Genomic DNA, 17,410 nt, shown 5'->3' on the forward strand with positions numbered 1-17,410 from the left:
ATTTGCGACCATCATAACATATTCATCCATTTTATAAATCTATTTCACAAAAACATCACAAACTAGAAAACTATGTAAGAGTATTCACGGACGTTTTTTCAGCACCCGATCGAAATGCAGCCACAAACCAAATGACGTTGACAGCAGCCGCAGCGAGACTAATTCCGAAAACAAAGATCACCTCAGAAAGCAGATGGTCACTAAAGAAACTAAACATCAAGATAAAACCGGCCGAAGACAAATGAATCAAAAGCCCGAAGCCGCAAAGCACCGCCATGACATACCTCATTGCATCGACTCCGAGCATATAAACGAGAAATGGAATGAAATACAAGACAAGGATCATACCGACAGCTGACCACATGCCAGCTGAATTAAACTGATTGGCCGCCGCTCCCGTTCCGGCCAGCGGCGAAAGTGAAGCCGCCACAATCACGGCGCAAAAAAGAAACGCAGAAATGGTTGTCATGATCGCCACGCTATTTTTTTTGACATCAAACTCCTCCTTTAATAGAAATATTAACCTTTTTTATTATAAGTAAGTTGAATGTTATATTCATTATATTTTTAAAAAATTCCAGAACACATACACAAATGCTATGCTTCTTTCTAGTATATTTATATAGTAAAAAACAAAGGATAAAAGACTCATTTTTCTGTAATGTCAGGATTTTATCACCATACCATATTGCATGTACTTGTTTTTCAAAGTATACTATTCCAGATTAATTCAGAGGAGAGAGAAAAATACATGGAAAAACCAGCAGGATTTTGGATTCGTTTTTTAGCTTATTTTATTGATGGCATTATTGTATCTGTTCCTAGTTATATTATTCTATTTGTGATCAATTCTGTTTTTGTAGCTGGGGCTGTGGCAACAAACCCTTACATGACGGAAGAAGAGTATTTAGTGAAATACATGACGCTTGCATTTTTGCCTACTATGCTGATCATGATCGTCATCAGTGTGTTATATTACGGGCTGCTCACAGCTTCTAAAATGCAAGGCACACTTGGCAAAAAAATTCTTGGCCTGAAAGTGGTCAATGAACAAGGTGAACGGGTTTCTGTCGGACAGGGAATTGGCCGTTACTTTGCCTATATCTTATCTGGAATCATCTTTTATATCGGGTTTATCATGATCGCCTTTGGAGAGAAAAAAGGCCTGCATGACATCATTTGCAAAACACGTGTCGTGTATAAATAATAGAAAAAAGTCTAGACGCCAATAGGCATCTAGACTTTTGTTTTCTTTACAATAGGCTGCCACGACAGATACGTAGCGCTTCTCCACAGCCACTCAAACGGCCCCATCCGAAAGACACGAAGCCAAAGGTGGCTGAAGACCATTTGAACGGCACAAACAGCAATTGTAATGAGCACACCGGCAGCAGGGTACACTTTTCCATACAGGCCCAAGCCGTAATGATAAAAAATCCAAGTACATACAATAGACTGCATCAGATAATTGGTAAATGCCATCCTCCCAACAGCGGAGAATGATTGCAGCACTGTTCTCACTCTTGTTTTATGATAAAGATAGACAACCGTTGTAACATAGAAAAACATGAGGAAAGGCGCGCCAATCAGCAAACATATTTCTTTATCCGTTACATTGTACAGCACCTGGGCGCCGATGCCGATGACAAGCCCAGCCATCCATAATCGTTTTAATCCTTTGCGATGCTTTTCTGGTTCATGCAAATACCGAGATTTCGCTGCCGCAGCTCCCAGCAAAAACATGCTGAAATATGGAATGGATGCAAAGAAGAAGTTGAGCGGATTATACGTAAGCATGCCATTCGAAGACATGTAAACAAGACGGTCGTGGATCCGCTGTTCTGCAATATCCTTCAGGCTGCCGCTTCCATAAACATGAATCGCTTGTTTTGCCTGCTGTGTTACCGCTTGTACCCATTCCTGTCCGTTTGATTGATCAAAACTTGTCAACATGAACGGAATGGAAAACAGAAGATACAAAGAGACCGCCCATATCAGCAGTGTTTTCGGCTTTGCTTTTCGAAACAAGAGCAGGACAAATCCGAGCAGGGCATATTCTGTTAAAATATCCCCGTCCCATATCAAAAAGGCATGAATCGTTCCAAACAAGAGAAGCGCCATTAACCTTCTCACATATAACGGAACAAACCGTTTCCCTTTGTTTTCTGCTCTCTCCATCATGACAACCATGCCAAATCCAAATAAAAAGGAAAACAATAAAATACATTTTGTTTGAATGAAGAATTTCAGTATGTCTGCGGCGGCAAAATCAGCTTCAGACCACTTATCCATGAAAAAATTCTCTTTTCCAAGCATAGACAAATACATATCCGGATAACTGAAATGTGCCAGATTGACAAATAAGATGCCGAAAATCGCCATTCCTCTCAGCACATCAAGCACACCGATCCGCTCATTTGCCAAAGTCGGCTGTAATGAAGACATAGCCATCACGCTCCTTTTTTCTGTACCTTAAGGGTATGAAAAAAGGAAGCGCGGAAACATCGATTTAGGTGTCAGGCCGGCATGAAAACCTTACAATCTTGTCATCTTTATGGTTTCATCACCTTTAAATCTAATGCTTCGATATTCTGCAAAACGCGATCAAAACGCAAAGCCTGAGGCTCAGATGGGAAGATGTGGCCTTCATACGGGTCGCCCAACGTCCGGAAAAACGGTTCAAATAAACCAGGAACCAATACGCCCACCATCTTAGTATAGTGAGAATCAAGGCGATAGGAGTGAACGGTATTTGCAGGGACATGCAGGAAATCTCCCGGATTCAGCTGAATTTCCTGGCCATCTGCCCACATCGTCATCTGGCCTTCAAGGCAATAAAATGTTTCTGTATGATGTTCATGGTAGTGATCAACGATTCGGTCACCTTTAGGGCCTTCAGATGATACGACGACAAACTGGCCATCTGTATTTTTTTGTGCAGCCACAATGCGGTGAAGCTGATCTCCAGTCAACAGGCGATCTCCTTCTCCAGATTCAAGAACGTATGGAACCGCTCCATCTGGCAGCTCTGTAAGTTCCGCTAATTTGGCCGAACATGCAGGCTTTTCTTCATCTAGAAATACAATGTCCGCTACAGCGGCTGCTTCTGCAAATCGCTCGTTTGAGACTTCTTCGCTTGCGTACGGCGGATGTTCAGCGTGATCATACGGATTCCCAATAACGGAATACAAGTGCGCTACGTTTCCTTTCATCGTGTAAGACACCAGTCTTGTTCTGTGGCTCTGCATCCGGTAGCTGTGCGGTGTTCCCGCCGGAATGTTCGCATAATCACCTGATATTAATAAATAGCGTTCACCATCAAGTGTCAGTTCCAGTTTCCCGTCCAAAACGAGAATTCCTTCATGTGTGTCCTTGTGGACGTGAAGCGGAAAGGCATCTCCTTTTCCCCCGGAAAGAAGCACGATCTCAAACAAATCACCTGTGCTCCTCCCATTCGCCATCACCGTGGCAACCTGTCTGCCGAACAGATAGCGCTCGCCTTCTCCGCTCCGGAGCAAATAAGGCATTTTTTCTTTAGGCAATGAATGTTTCCATAATGTTTTCATAAATCATTTCCTCCAATTTAGACCAGTCTATATACTATAACTTTCTTACTAGACCGTTCTATATAATTGTAGGAGAAAGGATAACAAAATGCTACCCTTTTTTTCTCACCAGCACTGGTATTTGTTCGGCAATGAGAAGAAGAGGCGTTTTGTCTTTATTCGTTAACGAAAGCATGATGCCGCCCTCAATCATCGAATTAATCAGCGTTCCAAGCTGATTTGCTTCTTCTTCTGCAAATCCGTTTTCCATTAATTTTCTGGCAAAAACCGCTTCCCAGCTTTTAAACACCTTCATGCAAACCGTCCGCAGCGGTTCACTGATTAACGCTGTCTCACTCGCCAGCAAACCGACTGGAATACCTTTAATGCTTTCTGTGTTATCAAATTGGCTGGCTGTTTTTTTGATAAAAAGCTGAATCGCTTCAACAGGATCAGAGGATTCATCCATGCTTTGCTGTATCAGATGTTCAACGATCTTACCTGTATATGTAACCGCTTCAATTGCTAATTCTTCTTTGCCATTCGGAAAAAAGTGATAAAGCGATCCCTTAGGAGCACCGCTTTCTTTTACAATCTGGTTCAAACCTGTCGCGTGATATCCTTGCAGCTGGAACAGACGTGACGCCGTGTGAAGGATTTTTTCCCGTGAATCTCCTCTGCTAGTCATTAAAACATTCCCTCCTAGGTATGGTAGAGCGACTTATATAATATAAAAAAGAACCCTGTGATTGTCAAAAGGGGTAAGACCCTTCCGGATGGGGTAATGTACAAAAACAGCGTCTAGGAGGGATCTCTCAATGACAATCGATCATTCAGTCACAAATACAGAGCAGCTTGAACAACAGAACCCCGCCATAAAAACAAAGCTCAAACTGAAAAAACTCAAGGATCAGGTAATCGTCATTACCGGCGCTTCAAGCGGTATCGGACTTGTCACGGCACGTATGGCAGCTGAAAAAGGCGCCAAGGTCGTGGCAGCAGCGCGAAATGAAGACGCGCTGAAGGAGCTCACTGATGAACTTAAGGAAAAAGGGCACGACGCCATATGGGTAAAGGCGGATGTCGGAAAAGAAGAGGACGTCAACCGCATCGCAGAAACCGCGATCAGCACATTCGGCCGCTTTGACACATGGGTCAACAATGCGGCCGTCTCGACTTTCGGACATGCCATGGACGTCACCGTCGAAGACATGAAGCGCATGTTCGACACAAATTTCTGGGGACCTGTTTACGGAACAAGAGCGGCTGTCAAACACTACACCGGCAGAGGTGTGCCGGGCGCACTCATTAATGTAGGAAGCCTGTTCGGAGACAGGGGAACAGTCATTCAATCCACATATGCGTCTGCCAAATTTGCGCTTCACGGCTGGACGGAAAGCATCCGAATGGAGCTTGAAAAGGAACAGGCGCCCGTCTCGGTAACACTCATCCACCCGGGCAGAATTGACACACCATATAACGAGCATGCGCACAGCTACCTCGACAAACAGCCGGCTCATTACCGCTCCATGATCTATCCGCCGGAAGCAGTCGCCGAAGCGATCCTGTTTGCCGCCGAAAACCCTAAGCGCGACATGTACATCGGCTCACAGGCCAAAGCCATCGCCATGCTGGGCGCGCTTTTCCCTCGTCTGACCGACAGACTGATGGAAAAAATCATGTATCACAGCCAGCATGCCGAAAGACCGTCCAAACCGCGAGAAGAAAGCGCTCTTTATGATGCGGGCTGCGGTATGCATGACAGAGGCACAAATAAAGGATGGATGAGGTCAAGAAGCTACTACACAAAAGCGACGAAGCGCCCCATTGTATCGGCGGCTGTTGTTGCCGGACTAGTGGCTTGGGCTGCCGCCAAACGATGCAGATAATCTCTGACCATGATAGAAAAACCCATGCTGTTCCAGCGAACCATGGGTTTTTCAGCTGTTAATCGATAAAAGCCTTGTTCATACGCTGCAGCAGCTCGCCAAACATCTCTTTTTCCTGTGTTGACCATTCTTTCAGCATCTGTTCATAACGTTCAAGGCGCTTTTGCTGATCGGCTTTTAATAGTTGTTTGCCGAGTTTTGTAATGGTAAACAGGCTGACTCTCCCATCAGATGGGTCTGAGAAACGATAGATGAGCTCCTTTGCCTCTAATGCAGCTGCTTGTCTTGAAAGAGTAGAAATATCAAGCTTAAACGATTCTGCCAATTCCTTAACACGAGCAGGCCCAAACTCATCCAATTGTCTCAGTAATAAGTACGAAGATCTCTCCAAATTCCCTGTTCTTTTCTCTGATTGATCCAGATAAACAGCTCTCCTGATAAAAGTCGTCAGCTCATATTCAATTAATTCAACTGGATTTTGATTTTGCAATCGCTCTCGCTCCCTATTCCAATCTCCGGCATTGACAACATCATATATACTTGTATAATACAAATGTACATTAACTGAATAAATACAAGTCGTTATATGACTAAATCAATTATTATACTTGTATAGTACAATCATATAAAAAGAAAGTAAAGCGATTCCTCAGAACCATCCTAGAAGCAAGCACCAGAAAGGAGGAAGCTGTTCTGATTGGAGAGCAGCACTTGATGTGAAAGTCATACGAATTATCTTGCAAGTGTTGATATTATATGTATTTTTTATGATCGGGGAAGCCATTCAGCATCTGTTTCATTTACCCGTATCAGGAAGCATCGTTGGATTGGTATTGCTTCTGATCTGCTTGGGCCTCCGTATTGTTCCCGTCTCCCTCATTGAAGACGGAGCAGGGTTTTTATTATCCTTCCTTCCATTGTTGTTCATCCCGGCAATGACAGGAGTGATAAACTACCCGTCTCTCATTTCATTCAATGGTCTGATGCTGCTGATTACAGTCGTTCTGAGCACCATCGTCACGATCATTGCGGCTGGATTTGCCAGCCAGCTATTAGAGAAAAAAGCAAAAAAACGGGAGGAGAAAGAGAAATGCAGCAAGCATGTATCGCGATCATTATAATTCTTTTAACAGTTGCCGCTTATTTAGCGATGGTCAAACTCTATAAGCGATTCCCGCTTCCATTTCTTATCCCTGTTCTGACAACGACCATTTTGATTGTAGCGGCTTTGATGATGTTTCATGTTTCCTATGAAGGCTATATGATCGGGGGGGAATGGATCAATTCTTTGCTTGGGCCGGCTGTCGTGGCACTGGCCTATCCGCTTTATAAACAATGGCATATCATTGTCAAACATTGTGTTCCCATTCTAGGCGGCGTCCTGGTCGGATTATGCATGGGAATGATCAGCGGGCTGATCTTCGCAGAAGCATTCGGGATTGATCATGATCTCTTATTATCCATTCTGCCAAAGTCGATCACAACCCCTGTCGCTATTCAGATCGCCGCCGGTCTTGGCGGCGTCCCTTCCATGACAGTCGTATTTGTCATGATTGCGGGCTTTTCAGGCGTCATCCTCGGGCCGCTTTTCCTAAAATGGCTTCGCATACGCAGCTCCCTAGGACAAGGCATTGCATTAGGCAGCGCCTCCCATGCACTAGGCACCTCCAAAGCATTGGAATATGGGGAACTGGCCGTCTCCATGAGTTCCGTATCCATGACGCTTTGTGCGGTGCTCGGCTCATTCTTCGGCCCGCTCGTCGTCTGGCTGTTTCATATTTAACAAAGAAAGACTGCCCCGGGGGAGGGCAGTCTTTTTCGTTTAAGAAGCAAAAAAATCAATCAGCGGCTGAAAGTCCTTAGATAAATCAACGTCATTCGGTTCTGCTTGAAGCAGGCGGTCAATCATGTGCTCCAGTTCCTCAATATGATGTTGATCTGTATATTCAATGAAGTTTAAGCTTTCAAGCCAATCCCGATATGAATGTTTGGCTTTGCCATAGCTGTTTCCAAAGACAAGGCAAGGTGTTTTGGTGATAATCGAGAAAATCATCGCGTGAAGGCGGTCGGTAATCACCAATTTACTGGAGCCGATGCGGTCCAGCATCTCCATAAAATGCTTTTCACGATCAGCGTAATCGATGGTGTCTACCGTATCCAGCACCGTATCGGTACGCTCTGTGTAAGTTGTTTTTTCTGCCCATTGCTTCATCTGTGAAATAAAATCTTCGTCAGTCACTTTCTCCTTATCCGCTCTTAAAATAAAGAGAATGCCGTCCCGCTCGAGCTCTCGCGGCACAATATCCAAGGAAAGCACCATGTCCGGTGTAAAGATCACATTGGAGTTGAAGGTCTCTTTCACAACATCCAGTGTTTGCGTCTCACGCGCAGCAATCGTTAAGTTTGTATTTTGATGGTACGCATCCTGTGTTTTTTTCTTTTCCTTCTGTCCTTCCTCTGTATCCTCAAAATAAACGGATTGTGGCAGAGAAATTGATTTGTAGTCTTTAAACGCCGAAAAGACCTTTCTTCTGTCTTCCTCAATATCGAGATAAAGGTTTCCTAAGTTCCCTCCGCCTGTAAAGCAGACAATATCGTCTTCACGAATGATCTCCTTCACCAGTTCAATGCCCTCATCCGTCGCATAATCCATAATCTCAATGTATTCATAATACGGAAAATGATTTTTGATAAATTTCTCTTCCGCATACGCAATCGCTTGGTCTCCAATGTTTGTGTAACTAGGGGAACCAAACAAAAATACTTTTCGTTTATCATTTAACAGAGCTTCCGGCTCCACATTTGGCGCAATGCCTTTTACTAGTTTTTTGCCTTTGATTTCTTGTACAGTCATATCTGCGTCCTCCTTCTGGGATGAATTCCTCATTGTGTGTTAACTGTCTCTACCCAAAAAGAAGGATGGCTATGCATTGGCGTGTGCATCGGCTATATCAGAAACATCGTTTTCGCCAATTTGATAGTCGCTGCAATGTCCCGCGCCGTTCTTTCCATATATTCCGCGGCATGTTCAAACGCATCTTCTAGCGGCACGGCTCCGGGAACGATGCTGAAAAGCGCATCGATTCCGTGTTGATAGACGGCATCACTGTCTCGTGATACTGATCCCGCAATACCGATGACGGGCACATCATATGATTTAGCCGCCTTGGCTACGCCGATCGGCGTTTTTCCATGAACCGTTTGGCTGTCGATCCTTCCCTCGCCGGTAATCACAAGATCTGCATCCTGAACGATATTTTCAAAATCAACCGCTTCAAGGACAATATCAATGCCTCTTTTCAGGTCAGCCTGAAGATAAGTCAGCAGGCTCCATCCAAGACCGCCCGCTGCACCGGCGCCCTCTGTATCTCGGAAGGTTGATCCGAGCTCTTTTTCTGTCATATCAGCGAAATGGCTTACGTTCTGGTCTAGTACATCCAGCATGTCGGCCGTCGCGCCTTTTTGCGGCCCGAAAACAGCCGTAGCGCCCTTTGGTCCTGTTAACGGATTGTCCACGTCACAGGCAACTTCCAGTTTGACATTCCGCAATCTGGAATCAAGCCCGCCAACATCTATTGATGCAAGCTGAGATAACGCGCCGCCCCCCGGGCCAATCTCGCGGCCTGAGTTATCAAGAAGCCTTCCGCCCAATGCTTGAATCATCCCGGCTCCCCCGTCGTTCGTGGCGCTTCCGCCGATTCCGATGATCAATCGCTCCGCTCCCGCATCAAGAGCTGCTCCGATTAATTCTCCCGTTCCCCTTGTTGTAGTGATGAGCGGATTTCGCTTATCTACAGGCACCAGATGCAGCCCTGAAGCAGCAGCCATTTCAATCACAGCTGTTCTCCCATCTCCCATCATGCCAAAGAAAGCTCTCACCGGTTCCCCCAGCGGCCCTGTGACAACTTGCTCTATGATCCTTCCATTGGTCGCATCGACCAGAGATTGAACGGTTCCCTCGCCGCCATCCGCCACCGGCAATTTTCTGTAATCAGCACCCGGAAAGACCGATTTGAAACCTCTTTCTATCGCTTCGGCTGCCTCCAAAGCTGATAAGCTTTCCTTAAAAGAATCAGGTGCAATGATGATTTTCATCCAAATCGCCTCTTTCAAAACATGATTCACTTACGCTAGTTATCTCCAATGTACCATATTCCATTTAGAAATAAATACCATAATGATTGGGAAAAATTTTATTAAAAATTAGAAATGAAAGTGTTTGCATAAAAGAAATATTCACGTTATCATACTTGTATACAAGTATACTTCTTGAGTGAGGAAGGTGAGTGTATGCTAGACTCCAAAGACCTGTTGTATCCCGCAAAATGGCTCTCAAAAGCGTCAACCGGAGTTCGTGTCGCATACGAGCTGAGAATGCGGATCGTTTCAGGCCTGATTGAAAGCGGTACCATTTTATCAGAAAATACAATCGCCGCCGAGTTTTCAGTAAGCCGTTCGCCGGTTCGCGAAGCGCTAAAAATACTCGCATCCGAAAAAATCATCCGCTTAGAACGAATGGGAGCGGTCGTAATTGGTTTAACTGAGAAGAAAATCGCGGAAATTTATGATGTGCGGTTACTATTAGAAACATTTGTCTTTGAACGGCTTGTCAAAATAGACATTGAGCCTTTAGTTAAGGATCTCAGCAAAATTCTTGAAATGATGAAAGTCTCAATCAAATATGAGGACGCTGACGAATTTTCATTTCAAGATGTGCTGTTCCATGAAACCATTATCCGAGCGATTGATCATTCATACATTCAGATGATCTGGAACAATCTAAAACCCGTCATGGAAAGCTTTATTCTTTTATCGATGCGGGTACGGTTAAAGGAAAAGTATGAAGACTTCACAAGGATTTTAGATAACCACGAGCTTTATATTCAAGCCATCAAAACAAAGGATAGGGCGCTGATGATTCAGTCTCTTCACCAAAACTTTGATGATGTGCAGGATAAGGTAGAAGACCTATGGCTCTCACAACAAATGCTGGCAAAAGGAGCTGAATACAACAATGACTAGTTATATGTTAGGAATCGATATCGGCACGACAAGCACAAAAGCTGTGCTGTTCAGTGAAAACGGAGATGTGGTACAGAAAGAAAGCATCGGCTACCCGCTCTATACACCGGACATCTCAACAGCTGAACAAAATCCGGAAGAGATTTTTCAGGCAGTCATCCATACAACAGCGAGAATTACAAAACAGCATCCCGAAAAACGGATCTCTTTCATTTCGTTCAGCAGCGCCATGCACAGCGTCATTGCAATCGACGAAAATGACAAGCCGCTGACGCCATGCATCACATGGGCCGACAACAGAAGTGAAGGCTGGGCGCATAAGATCAAAGAGGAATTGAACGGACATGAGGTGTACAAACGGACGGGAACACCGATTCATCCGATGGCACCGTTAAGTAAAATTGCCTGGATCACGAATGAAAGGAAAGAAATCGCTTCCAAGGCAAAAAAATATATCGGCATCAAAGAATACATTTTTAAACAGCTGTTCAATGAGTATGTCATCGATTACTCATTGGCATCAGCGACAGGCATGATGAACCTGAAAGGCTTGGCTTGGGACGAAGAGGCACTGCGCATCGCAGGCATCACGCCGGATCACTTATCCAAACTCGTGCCGACAACCGAGATCTTTCAGCACTGCAGCCCGGATATAGCGATCCAAATGGGAATCGATCCGGAAACGCCTTTTGTCATCGGCGCCAGCGACGGCGTGCTGTCCAACCTCGGCGTCAACGCCATTAAAAAGGGAGAAATCGCCGTCACCATCGGTACAAGCGGTGCCATCCGGACGATTATTGACAAGCCGCAAACCGATGAAAAAGGGAGAATTTTTTGCTATGCCTTGACGGACAAGCATTGGGTTATTGGGGGACCTGTGAACAATGGGGGCATCGTCCTTCGCTGGATCAGAGACGAGTTTGCCTCCTCCGAAATCGAAACAGCGACACGGCTGGGCATTGATCCATATGACGTGCTGACGAAAATTGCCCAACGCGTCAGACCCGGTTCTGACGGTCTGCTGTTCCACCCATATCTCGCCGGAGAACGCGCTCCGTTGTGGAATCCGGATGTACGGGGCTCATTTTTCGGCCTGACCATGTCGCATAAGAAAGAGCATATGATACGCGCGGCATTGGAAGGCGTCATTTACAACCTGTACACGGTGTTCTTGGCGTTAACTGAATGCATGGATGGCCCGGTAACCCGCATCCAAGCGACAGGGGGATTTGCAAGGTCAGAGGTTTGGCGCCAAATGATGTCGGATATCTTCGAATCAGAGGTTGTCGTTCCGGAAAGTTATGAAAGCTCATGTCTCGGCGCCTGCATTTTAGGCCTGTATGCAACAGGAAAAATCGATTCTTTCGACGCCGTGTCCGACATGATCGGCAGCACATACAGACATACGCCGATCGAAGACTCAGCCAAGGAATACAGAACATTAATGCCGATTTTCATCAATCTATCAAGATTATTAGAAAATCAATATACACAAATTGCAGATTATCAGAGGGGCTTAATCACACACAAATAGTACATGACATGAAGGGGAGGGCATTACCATGCCGTTAATCATCGTTGCACTTGGGATCTTAGCATTACTATTTCTGATTATGGGCTTAAAATTAAACACATTTATTTCCCTGCTGGTCGTATCGTTCGGCGTGGCACTGGCACTCGGGATGCCGTTCGATAAGGTTGTCAGCTCCATCGAAGCAGGAATAGGGGGGACTCTTGGCCACATCGCGCTCATCTTCGGACTCGGTGCGATGCTGGGCAAGCTGATCGCGGATTCAGGAGGCGCACAGCGCATTGCGATGACGCTCGTCAACAAATTCGGCGAGAAAAATATTCAATGGGCCGTTGTCATTGCCTCATTCATTATTGGGATTGCGTTATTTTTTGAAGTAGGACTGGTTCTATTAATTCCGATTGTCTTTGCGATTTCAAGAGAATTGAAGATTTCTATTTTATTTCTCGGAATCCCGATGGTCGCGGCACTATCCGTCACACACGGTTTCCTGCCGCCGCACCCGGGACCTACGGCGATCGCCGGTGAGTATGGCGCAAACATTGGAGAAGTGCTGCTGTACGGCTTTATTGTTGCTGTTCCGACAGTGCTCATTGCAGGGCCGTTATTTACAAAGTTCGCGAAAAAAATCGTTCCTGCATCATTTGCGAAAAACGGCAATATTGCATCACTCGGCACACAAAAAACGTTTAACCTTGAAGAAACACCCGGCTTTGGAATCAGTGTCTTTACTGCAATGCTCCCGATTATCATTATGTCGGTCGCGACCATTATCGACCTGCTTCAAGAAACAATCGGGTTTGCAGATAACGGAGTTTTAGCTTTTATCAGATTGATTGGAAACGCATCGACTGCTATGATTATTTCGTTATTGGTCGCAGTCTATACAATGGGCATCAAGCGCAACATTCCAGTCAAAACCGTGATGGATTCTTGTTCAACTGCCATTTCACAAATCGGCATGATGCTTTTGATCATCGGAGGAGGCGGCGCCTTCAAACAAGTGCTGATCAACGGCGGTGTCGGCGATTACGTAGCAGACTTATTCAAAGGAACGGCATTATCGCCAATCATTCTGGCATGGCTCATCGCAGCGATCCTGCGCATTTCTCTAGGATCGGCGACTGTTGCCGCACTAAGCACAACAGGTCTGGTCATTCCGTTATTGGGCCATTCTGATGTTAACCTGGCGTTAGTCGTACTCGCAACAGGAGCCGGAAGTGTCATCGCTTCACACGTCAATGACGCCGGCTTCTGGATGTTCAAGGAATACTTCGGATTAAGCATGAAAGAAACATTCGCCACATGGACATTGCTGGAAACCATTATTTCCGTTGCTGGACTGGGATTCATTTTATTGTTAAGTTTAGTTGTATGAAATTAAGAAGGAGCTGTAACACATGTTCAATTCGATTGGTGTCATAGGCTTAGGCGTAATGGGAAGCAACATCGCCTTAAACATGGCAAATAAAGGCGAAAACGTCGCTGTCTATAATTACACCAGAGATTTAACGGACCAGCTTATCCAAAAGCTGGATGGACAATCTCTCAGCCCGTATTACGAGCTTGAGGACTTTGTTCAATCGTTAGAAAAACCAAGAAAAATCTTTTTGATGGTCACAGCGGGAAAACCCGTAGATTCCGTCATCCAATCATTAAAGCCTTTGCTTGAAGAAGGCGACGTCATCATGGACGGAGGAAACTCCCACTATGAAGACACAGAAAGAAGATATGACGAGCTGAAGGAAAAAGGGATCGGCTACCTGGGAGTCGGCATTTCCGGCGGTGAAGTCGGTGCGTTAACAGGGCCTTCCATCATGCCGGGCGGAGATCGCGACGTCTATGAGAAAGCCGCTCCTATCCTGACGAAAATCGCAGCCCAAGTCGGAGATGACCCTTGCTGTGTCTATATCGGACCAAAAGGGGCAGGGCACTTTACAAAAATGGTGCACAACGGCATTGAATATGCCGACATGCAGCTGATTGCAGAAGCTTATACGTTTCTAAGAGAAACGCTTCGTCTGCCGCTAGATGAAATTGCATCTATTTTTGAAACATGGAATCAAGGTGAGCTGAAAAGCTATTTAATAGAGATTACAGCTGAGATTTTACGCAAAAAAGACGAAAAAACAGGACAGCCTCTGATCGATGTCATCCTTGATAAAACCGGACAAAAAGGCACCGGAAAATGGACGAGCATGCAGGCGATTGATAACGGCATCCCGTCCACGATCATCACAGAGTCCTTGTTCGCCCGCTACTTGTCATCCTTAAAAGAAGAACGGATGGCAGCTCAAGACGTATTAGCAGGCCCGGAATCCGAAGAAAAACACTTGGATAAAGACACCTGGATTGAATACGTCAGACAGGCTCTTTACATGGGGAAAGTATGCGCCTATGCACAAGGCTTTGCCCAATATAAGATGTCATCTGAGCTTTACGGCTGGAATCTGCCGCTCAAAGACATTGCCTTGATTTTCCGAGGCGGCTGCATCATCCGCGCTGATTTCCTAAACGTGATCAGCGAAGCATTCAGTGAGCAGCCAAATCTGGCTAACCTGCTGATCGCGCCTTATTTCACAGATAAGCTCCATGCCTATCAAACAGGCCTGCGAAAAGTCGTTTGCGAGGGTATCAGCACCGGAATCTCTTTCCCATGCTTAACTACCGCGCTCTCTTATTACGACGGCTACCGCACAGGGCGTTCCAATGCGAACCTCTTGCAGGCACAGCGCGATTACTTTGGCGCTCACACGTACGAACGGACTGATATGGACGGCGTTTTCCATACGAATTGGTCTGAATAACCTGTCATCAAAAACACGGTCAGTTTCAACTGAACCGTGTTTTTTTCATCTATGATTTCTTCTATCTCAAACAACAGAAGACATAAGTTATGTTTTAAATATCATAAACAGTGATACAATAATAGCTAGAAACAATCCCCAAGATCATCATGTGACAGCAGCTTGCTGTTCCGTTCTATTCTGCTTTTGGCCATTGTCCTTTGCCCTTGCCCATGGTGTCATAAAATGTTCAAATGCCAAAACGGCCTGTCATTCTGATTTACAAAAGTCCCTGAAAACCTTGTCTAATTGAGAATCAGCCTCTCATTTGTTATAAAAGAAATGCATAAATCCTACCTGTCACACCTTTAGTAAGATGAAAAAAAGTAGGTTATGGCTTGACAAAAAATATATATTAATTAATAATTCATATATAATTAGAATTATTATTGAAAGCGATTATGCTTTCTAATACATTTTTAGGAGGAATATACATTATGTCTTTAATCGGTAAAGAAGTACTTCCATTCGAAGCAAAAGCATTCAAAAACGGTGAATTCATCGATGTAACAAACGAAGATTTGAAAGGCCAATGGAGCGTATTCTGCTTCTACCCAGCAGATTTCTCTTTCGTATGCCCAACTGAGCTTGAAGATCTTCAAGAACAATATGCTGCTCTTAAAGAATTAGGTGTTGAAGTATACTCTGTTTCTACAGATACTCACTTCGTACACAAAGGCTGGCATGACAGCTCTGAAAAAATCGGCAAAATCACTTACGCAATGATCGGTGACCCATCTCAAACAATCTCTCGCAACTTCGATGTTCTTGACGAAGAAACTGGTCTTGCTGACCGCGGAACATTCATCATCGATCCAGACGGCGTCATCCAAACTGTTGAAATCAATGCAGGCGGTATCGGCCGTGACGCAAGCAACCTTGTAAACAAAGTAAAAGCAGCTCAATACGTTCGTCAAAACCCAGGTGAAGTTTGCCCAGCTAAATGGGAAGAAGGCGGCGAAACTCTTACACCTAGCCTTGATCTAGTAGGTAAAATCTAAGGAGTGCATTCAATTGGTACTTGATGCAAATATCAAAGCACAATTAAATCAATATATGCAGCTAATTGAGAATGACATTGTTCTCAAAGTTAGCGCAGGCGAAGATGACATTTCAAAGGACATGCTGGCTCTCGTTGATGAGCTGGCTTCCATGTCATCGAAAATTTCAGTTGAAAAAGCTGAATTAAACAGAACGCCAAGCTTCAGTGTCAATCGTGTCGGAGAAGACACTGGCGTAACTTTCGCTGGTATCCCTCTGGGCCACGAATTCACATCATTAGTGTTGGCGTTGCTCCAAGTGAGCGGCAGACCGCCTAAGGTGGACCAAAAAGTCATTGATCAGGTGAAGAAGATCAGCGGTGAATACCACTTCGAATCTTATATCAGCCTGACATGCCACAACTGTCCTGATGTTGTACAAGCTTTAAACATGATGAGCGTGCTGAATCCGAACATTACGCACACGATGATTGACGGTGCAGCATACAAAGCAGAAGTTGAAAGCAAAAACATCATGGCAGTGCCGACCGTTTACCTGAATGGCGAATCCTTCGGAAGCGGCCGTATGACGCTTGAAGAAATTCTTGCGAAAATGGGCAGCGGCACAGATGCATCTGAGTTTGCTGACAAAGAGCCGTTTGACGTTCTTGTTGTCGGAGGCGGACCTGCTGGTGCAAGTGCAGCGATCTACACTGCACGTAAAGGCATCCGCACTGGTGTTGTCGCTGAGCGCTTCGGCGGACAGGTTCTCGACACCATGAGCATCGAAAACTTCATCAGCGTCAAAGCGACGGAAGGACCGAAGTTAGCGGCAAGTCTTGAAGAGCATGTGAAGGAATATGATATTGATGTCATGAACCTTCAGCGTGCGAAACGCCTTGAAAAGAAAGATCTGTTCGAACTTGAACTCGAAAACGGCGCTGTCCTGAAAAGTAAAACAGTGATCCTTTCAACAGGTGCACGCTGGCGCAATGTCAACGTACCCGGTGAACAAGAGTTCAAAAACAAAGGTGTCGCATACTGCCCGCACTGTGATGGGCCATTGTTTGAAGGCAAAGACGTTGCGGTAATTGGCGGCGGAAACTCTGGTATCGAAGCAGCGATTGATCTTGCAGGTATTGTCAATCACGTTACTGTGCTAGAATTCGCGCCGGAACTGAAAGCAGACGAAGTCCTGCAAAAACGTCTCTACAGCCTGCCTAACGTGACTGTCGTGAAAAATGCACAAACAAAAGAAATCACAGGTGATCAGAGTGTTAACGGCATCACATACGTAGACCGCGAAACAGGCGAAGAAAAACACGTTGAACTTCAAGGTGTATTCGTCCAAATCGGTCTCGTGCCAAACACAGAATGGTTAGAAGGAACGGTTGAACGCAACCGCATGGGCGAAATCATTGTCGACAAACACGGCGCAACAAGCGTACCAGGCTTATTTGCTGCCGGCGACTGCACAGACAGTGCGTACAATCAAATTATTATTTCTATGGGATCAGGTGCAACTGCCGCTCTCGGCGCGTTTGATTACCTAATCCGTAACTGATATAAGAAAGCCGCAATTGCCAGATTGGCAGCA

17 protein-coding genes are annotated in these 17,410 nt (G+C 45.3%); 10 read left to right on the forward strand and 7 right to left on the reverse strand.

Translation table 11 applies throughout. The annotated features are described in order from the left end of the window. Positions 1-70 precede the first annotated feature (70 nt). Complete coding sequence (locus NSQ83_RS20925; RefSeq protein ID WP_257182412.1) at positions 71-520, reverse strand: DUF5391 domain-containing protein; 450 nt, start codon at positions 518-520, stop codon at positions 71-73. 231 nt (positions 521-751) lie between these two features. On the opposite strand from NSQ83_RS20925, the gene NSQ83_RS20930 reads away from it, so the two are divergent. Continuing rightward, positions 752-1,207 (forward strand): RDD family protein, encoded by a 456-nt coding sequence (locus tag NSQ83_RS20930; protein ID WP_015250840.1) that lies wholly within the window; start codon positions 752-754, stop codon positions 1,205-1,207. Positions 1,208-1,236: 29 nt separating this feature from the next. Here the strand turns inward: NSQ83_RS20930 and NSQ83_RS20935 are convergent, their stop codons facing one another. The 3 genes from NSQ83_RS20935 to yxaF form a co-directional block, all read right to left on the reverse strand. Then, positions 1,237-2,445, reverse strand: coding sequence for a DUF418 domain-containing protein (locus tag NSQ83_RS20935; protein WP_185184126.1), 1,209 nt, complete (start codon positions 2,443-2,445; stop codon positions 1,237-1,239). A 107-nt stretch (positions 2,446-2,552) separates the two neighbouring features. Further along, positions 2,553-3,566 carry a quercetin 2,3-dioxygenase gene (gene qdoI, locus NSQ83_RS20940; RefSeq protein ID WP_204551403.1) on the reverse strand — a complete coding sequence of 338 codons (1,014 nt, stop codon included), beginning with the start codon at positions 3,564-3,566 and terminating at the stop codon, positions 2,553-2,555. Positions 3,567-3,657: 91 nt separating this feature from the next. After that, on the reverse strand, positions 3,658-4,233 hold the full coding sequence (gene yxaF / locus NSQ83_RS20945; protein WP_003227022.1) for a transcriptional regulator YxaF: 576 nt from the start codon (positions 4,231-4,233) through the stop codon (positions 3,658-3,660). A 130-nt stretch (positions 4,234-4,363) separates the two neighbouring features. Between yxaF and NSQ83_RS20950 the strand changes: the two genes are divergently transcribed. Further along, positions 4,364-5,434: an SDR family oxidoreductase gene (locus tag NSQ83_RS20950; protein ID WP_195727679.1), complete on the forward strand. Its 1,071-nt coding sequence runs from the start codon at positions 4,364-4,366 to the stop codon at positions 5,432-5,434. Between the two features lie 58 nt (positions 5,435-5,492). On the opposite strand, the gene NSQ83_RS20955 is transcribed toward NSQ83_RS20950, so the two are convergent. Next, positions 5,493-5,924 carry a MarR family transcriptional regulator gene (locus tag NSQ83_RS20955; RefSeq protein ID WP_003243994.1) on the reverse strand — a complete coding sequence of 144 codons (432 nt, stop codon included), beginning with the start codon at positions 5,922-5,924 and terminating at the stop codon, positions 5,493-5,495. Positions 5,925-6,150: 226 nt separating this feature from the next. On the opposite strand from NSQ83_RS20955, the gene NSQ83_RS20960 reads away from it, so the two are divergent. Both NSQ83_RS20960 and NSQ83_RS20965 read left to right on the forward strand, forming a co-directional pair. Beyond that, positions 6,151-6,555 (forward strand): CidA/LrgA family holin-like protein, encoded by a 405-nt coding sequence (locus tag NSQ83_RS20960; protein WP_029726136.1) that lies wholly within the window; start codon positions 6,151-6,153, stop codon positions 6,553-6,555. Next, entirely contained in the window at positions 6,525-7,217 is a 693-nt protein-coding gene (locus tag NSQ83_RS20965) for an LrgB family protein (protein WP_195727678.1), read from the forward strand. Before NSQ83_RS20960 ends, NSQ83_RS20965 begins: the two co-directional genes overlap by 31 nt. A 39-nt stretch (positions 7,218-7,256) precedes the next feature. Here the strand turns inward: NSQ83_RS20965 and NSQ83_RS20970 are convergent, their stop codons facing one another. Together NSQ83_RS20970 and NSQ83_RS20975 are read right to left on the reverse strand one after the other, a co-directional pair. After that, on the reverse strand, positions 7,257-8,288 hold the full coding sequence (locus NSQ83_RS20970; protein ID WP_204551404.1) for a polysaccharide pyruvyl transferase family protein: 1,032 nt from the start codon (positions 8,286-8,288) through the stop codon (positions 7,257-7,259). Between the two features lie 92 nt (positions 8,289-8,380). Next, positions 8,381-9,529, reverse strand: coding sequence for a glycerate kinase (locus tag NSQ83_RS20975; protein ID WP_038429928.1), 1,149 nt, complete (start codon positions 9,527-9,529; stop codon positions 8,381-8,383). Positions 9,530-9,724: 195 nt separating this feature from the next. On the opposite strand from NSQ83_RS20975, the gene gntR reads away from it, so the two are divergent. The 6 genes from gntR to ahpF all read left to right on the forward strand — a co-directional run bounded on the left by gntR (position 9,725) and on the right by ahpF (position 17,377). Then, complete coding sequence (gene gntR / locus NSQ83_RS20980; RefSeq protein ID WP_003243132.1) at positions 9,725-10,456, forward strand: gluconate operon transcriptional repressor GntR; 732 nt, start codon at positions 9,725-9,727, stop codon at positions 10,454-10,456. Further along, entirely contained in the window at positions 10,449-11,990 is a 1,542-nt protein-coding gene (gene gntK / locus NSQ83_RS20985) for a gluconokinase (RefSeq protein ID WP_089172723.1), read from the forward strand. Before gntR ends, gntK begins: the two co-directional genes overlap by 8 nt. A 28-nt stretch (positions 11,991-12,018) precedes the next feature. After that, positions 12,019-13,365: a gluconate permease GntP gene (gene gntP, locus NSQ83_RS20990; protein WP_003243139.1), complete on the forward strand. Its 1,347-nt coding sequence runs from the start codon at positions 12,019-12,021 to the stop codon at positions 13,363-13,365. Between the two features lie 22 nt (positions 13,366-13,387). Continuing rightward, on the forward strand, positions 13,388-14,794 hold the full coding sequence (gene gnd, locus NSQ83_RS20995) for a decarboxylating NADP(+)-dependent phosphogluconate dehydrogenase (RefSeq protein WP_144500432.1): 1,407 nt from the start codon (positions 13,388-13,390) through the stop codon (positions 14,792-14,794). 476 nt (positions 14,795-15,270) lie between these two features. Then, complete coding sequence (ahpC, locus tag NSQ83_RS21000) at positions 15,271-15,834, forward strand: alkyl hydroperoxide reductase subunit C (protein WP_015483942.1); 564 nt, start codon at positions 15,271-15,273, stop codon at positions 15,832-15,834. Positions 15,835-15,847: 13 nt separating this feature from the next. Then, complete coding sequence (ahpF, locus tag NSQ83_RS21005) at positions 15,848-17,377, forward strand: alkyl hydroperoxide reductase subunit F (RefSeq protein WP_024571485.1); 1,530 nt, start codon at positions 15,848-15,850, stop codon at positions 17,375-17,377. Positions 17,378-17,410: the final 33 nt, after the last annotated feature.

Origin of the sequence: Bacillus sp. PS217 (assembly GCF_037963535.1) — a bacterium.
Taxonomy (GTDB): Bacteria; Bacillota; Bacilli; order Bacillales; family Bacillaceae; genus Bacillus; species Bacillus subtilis.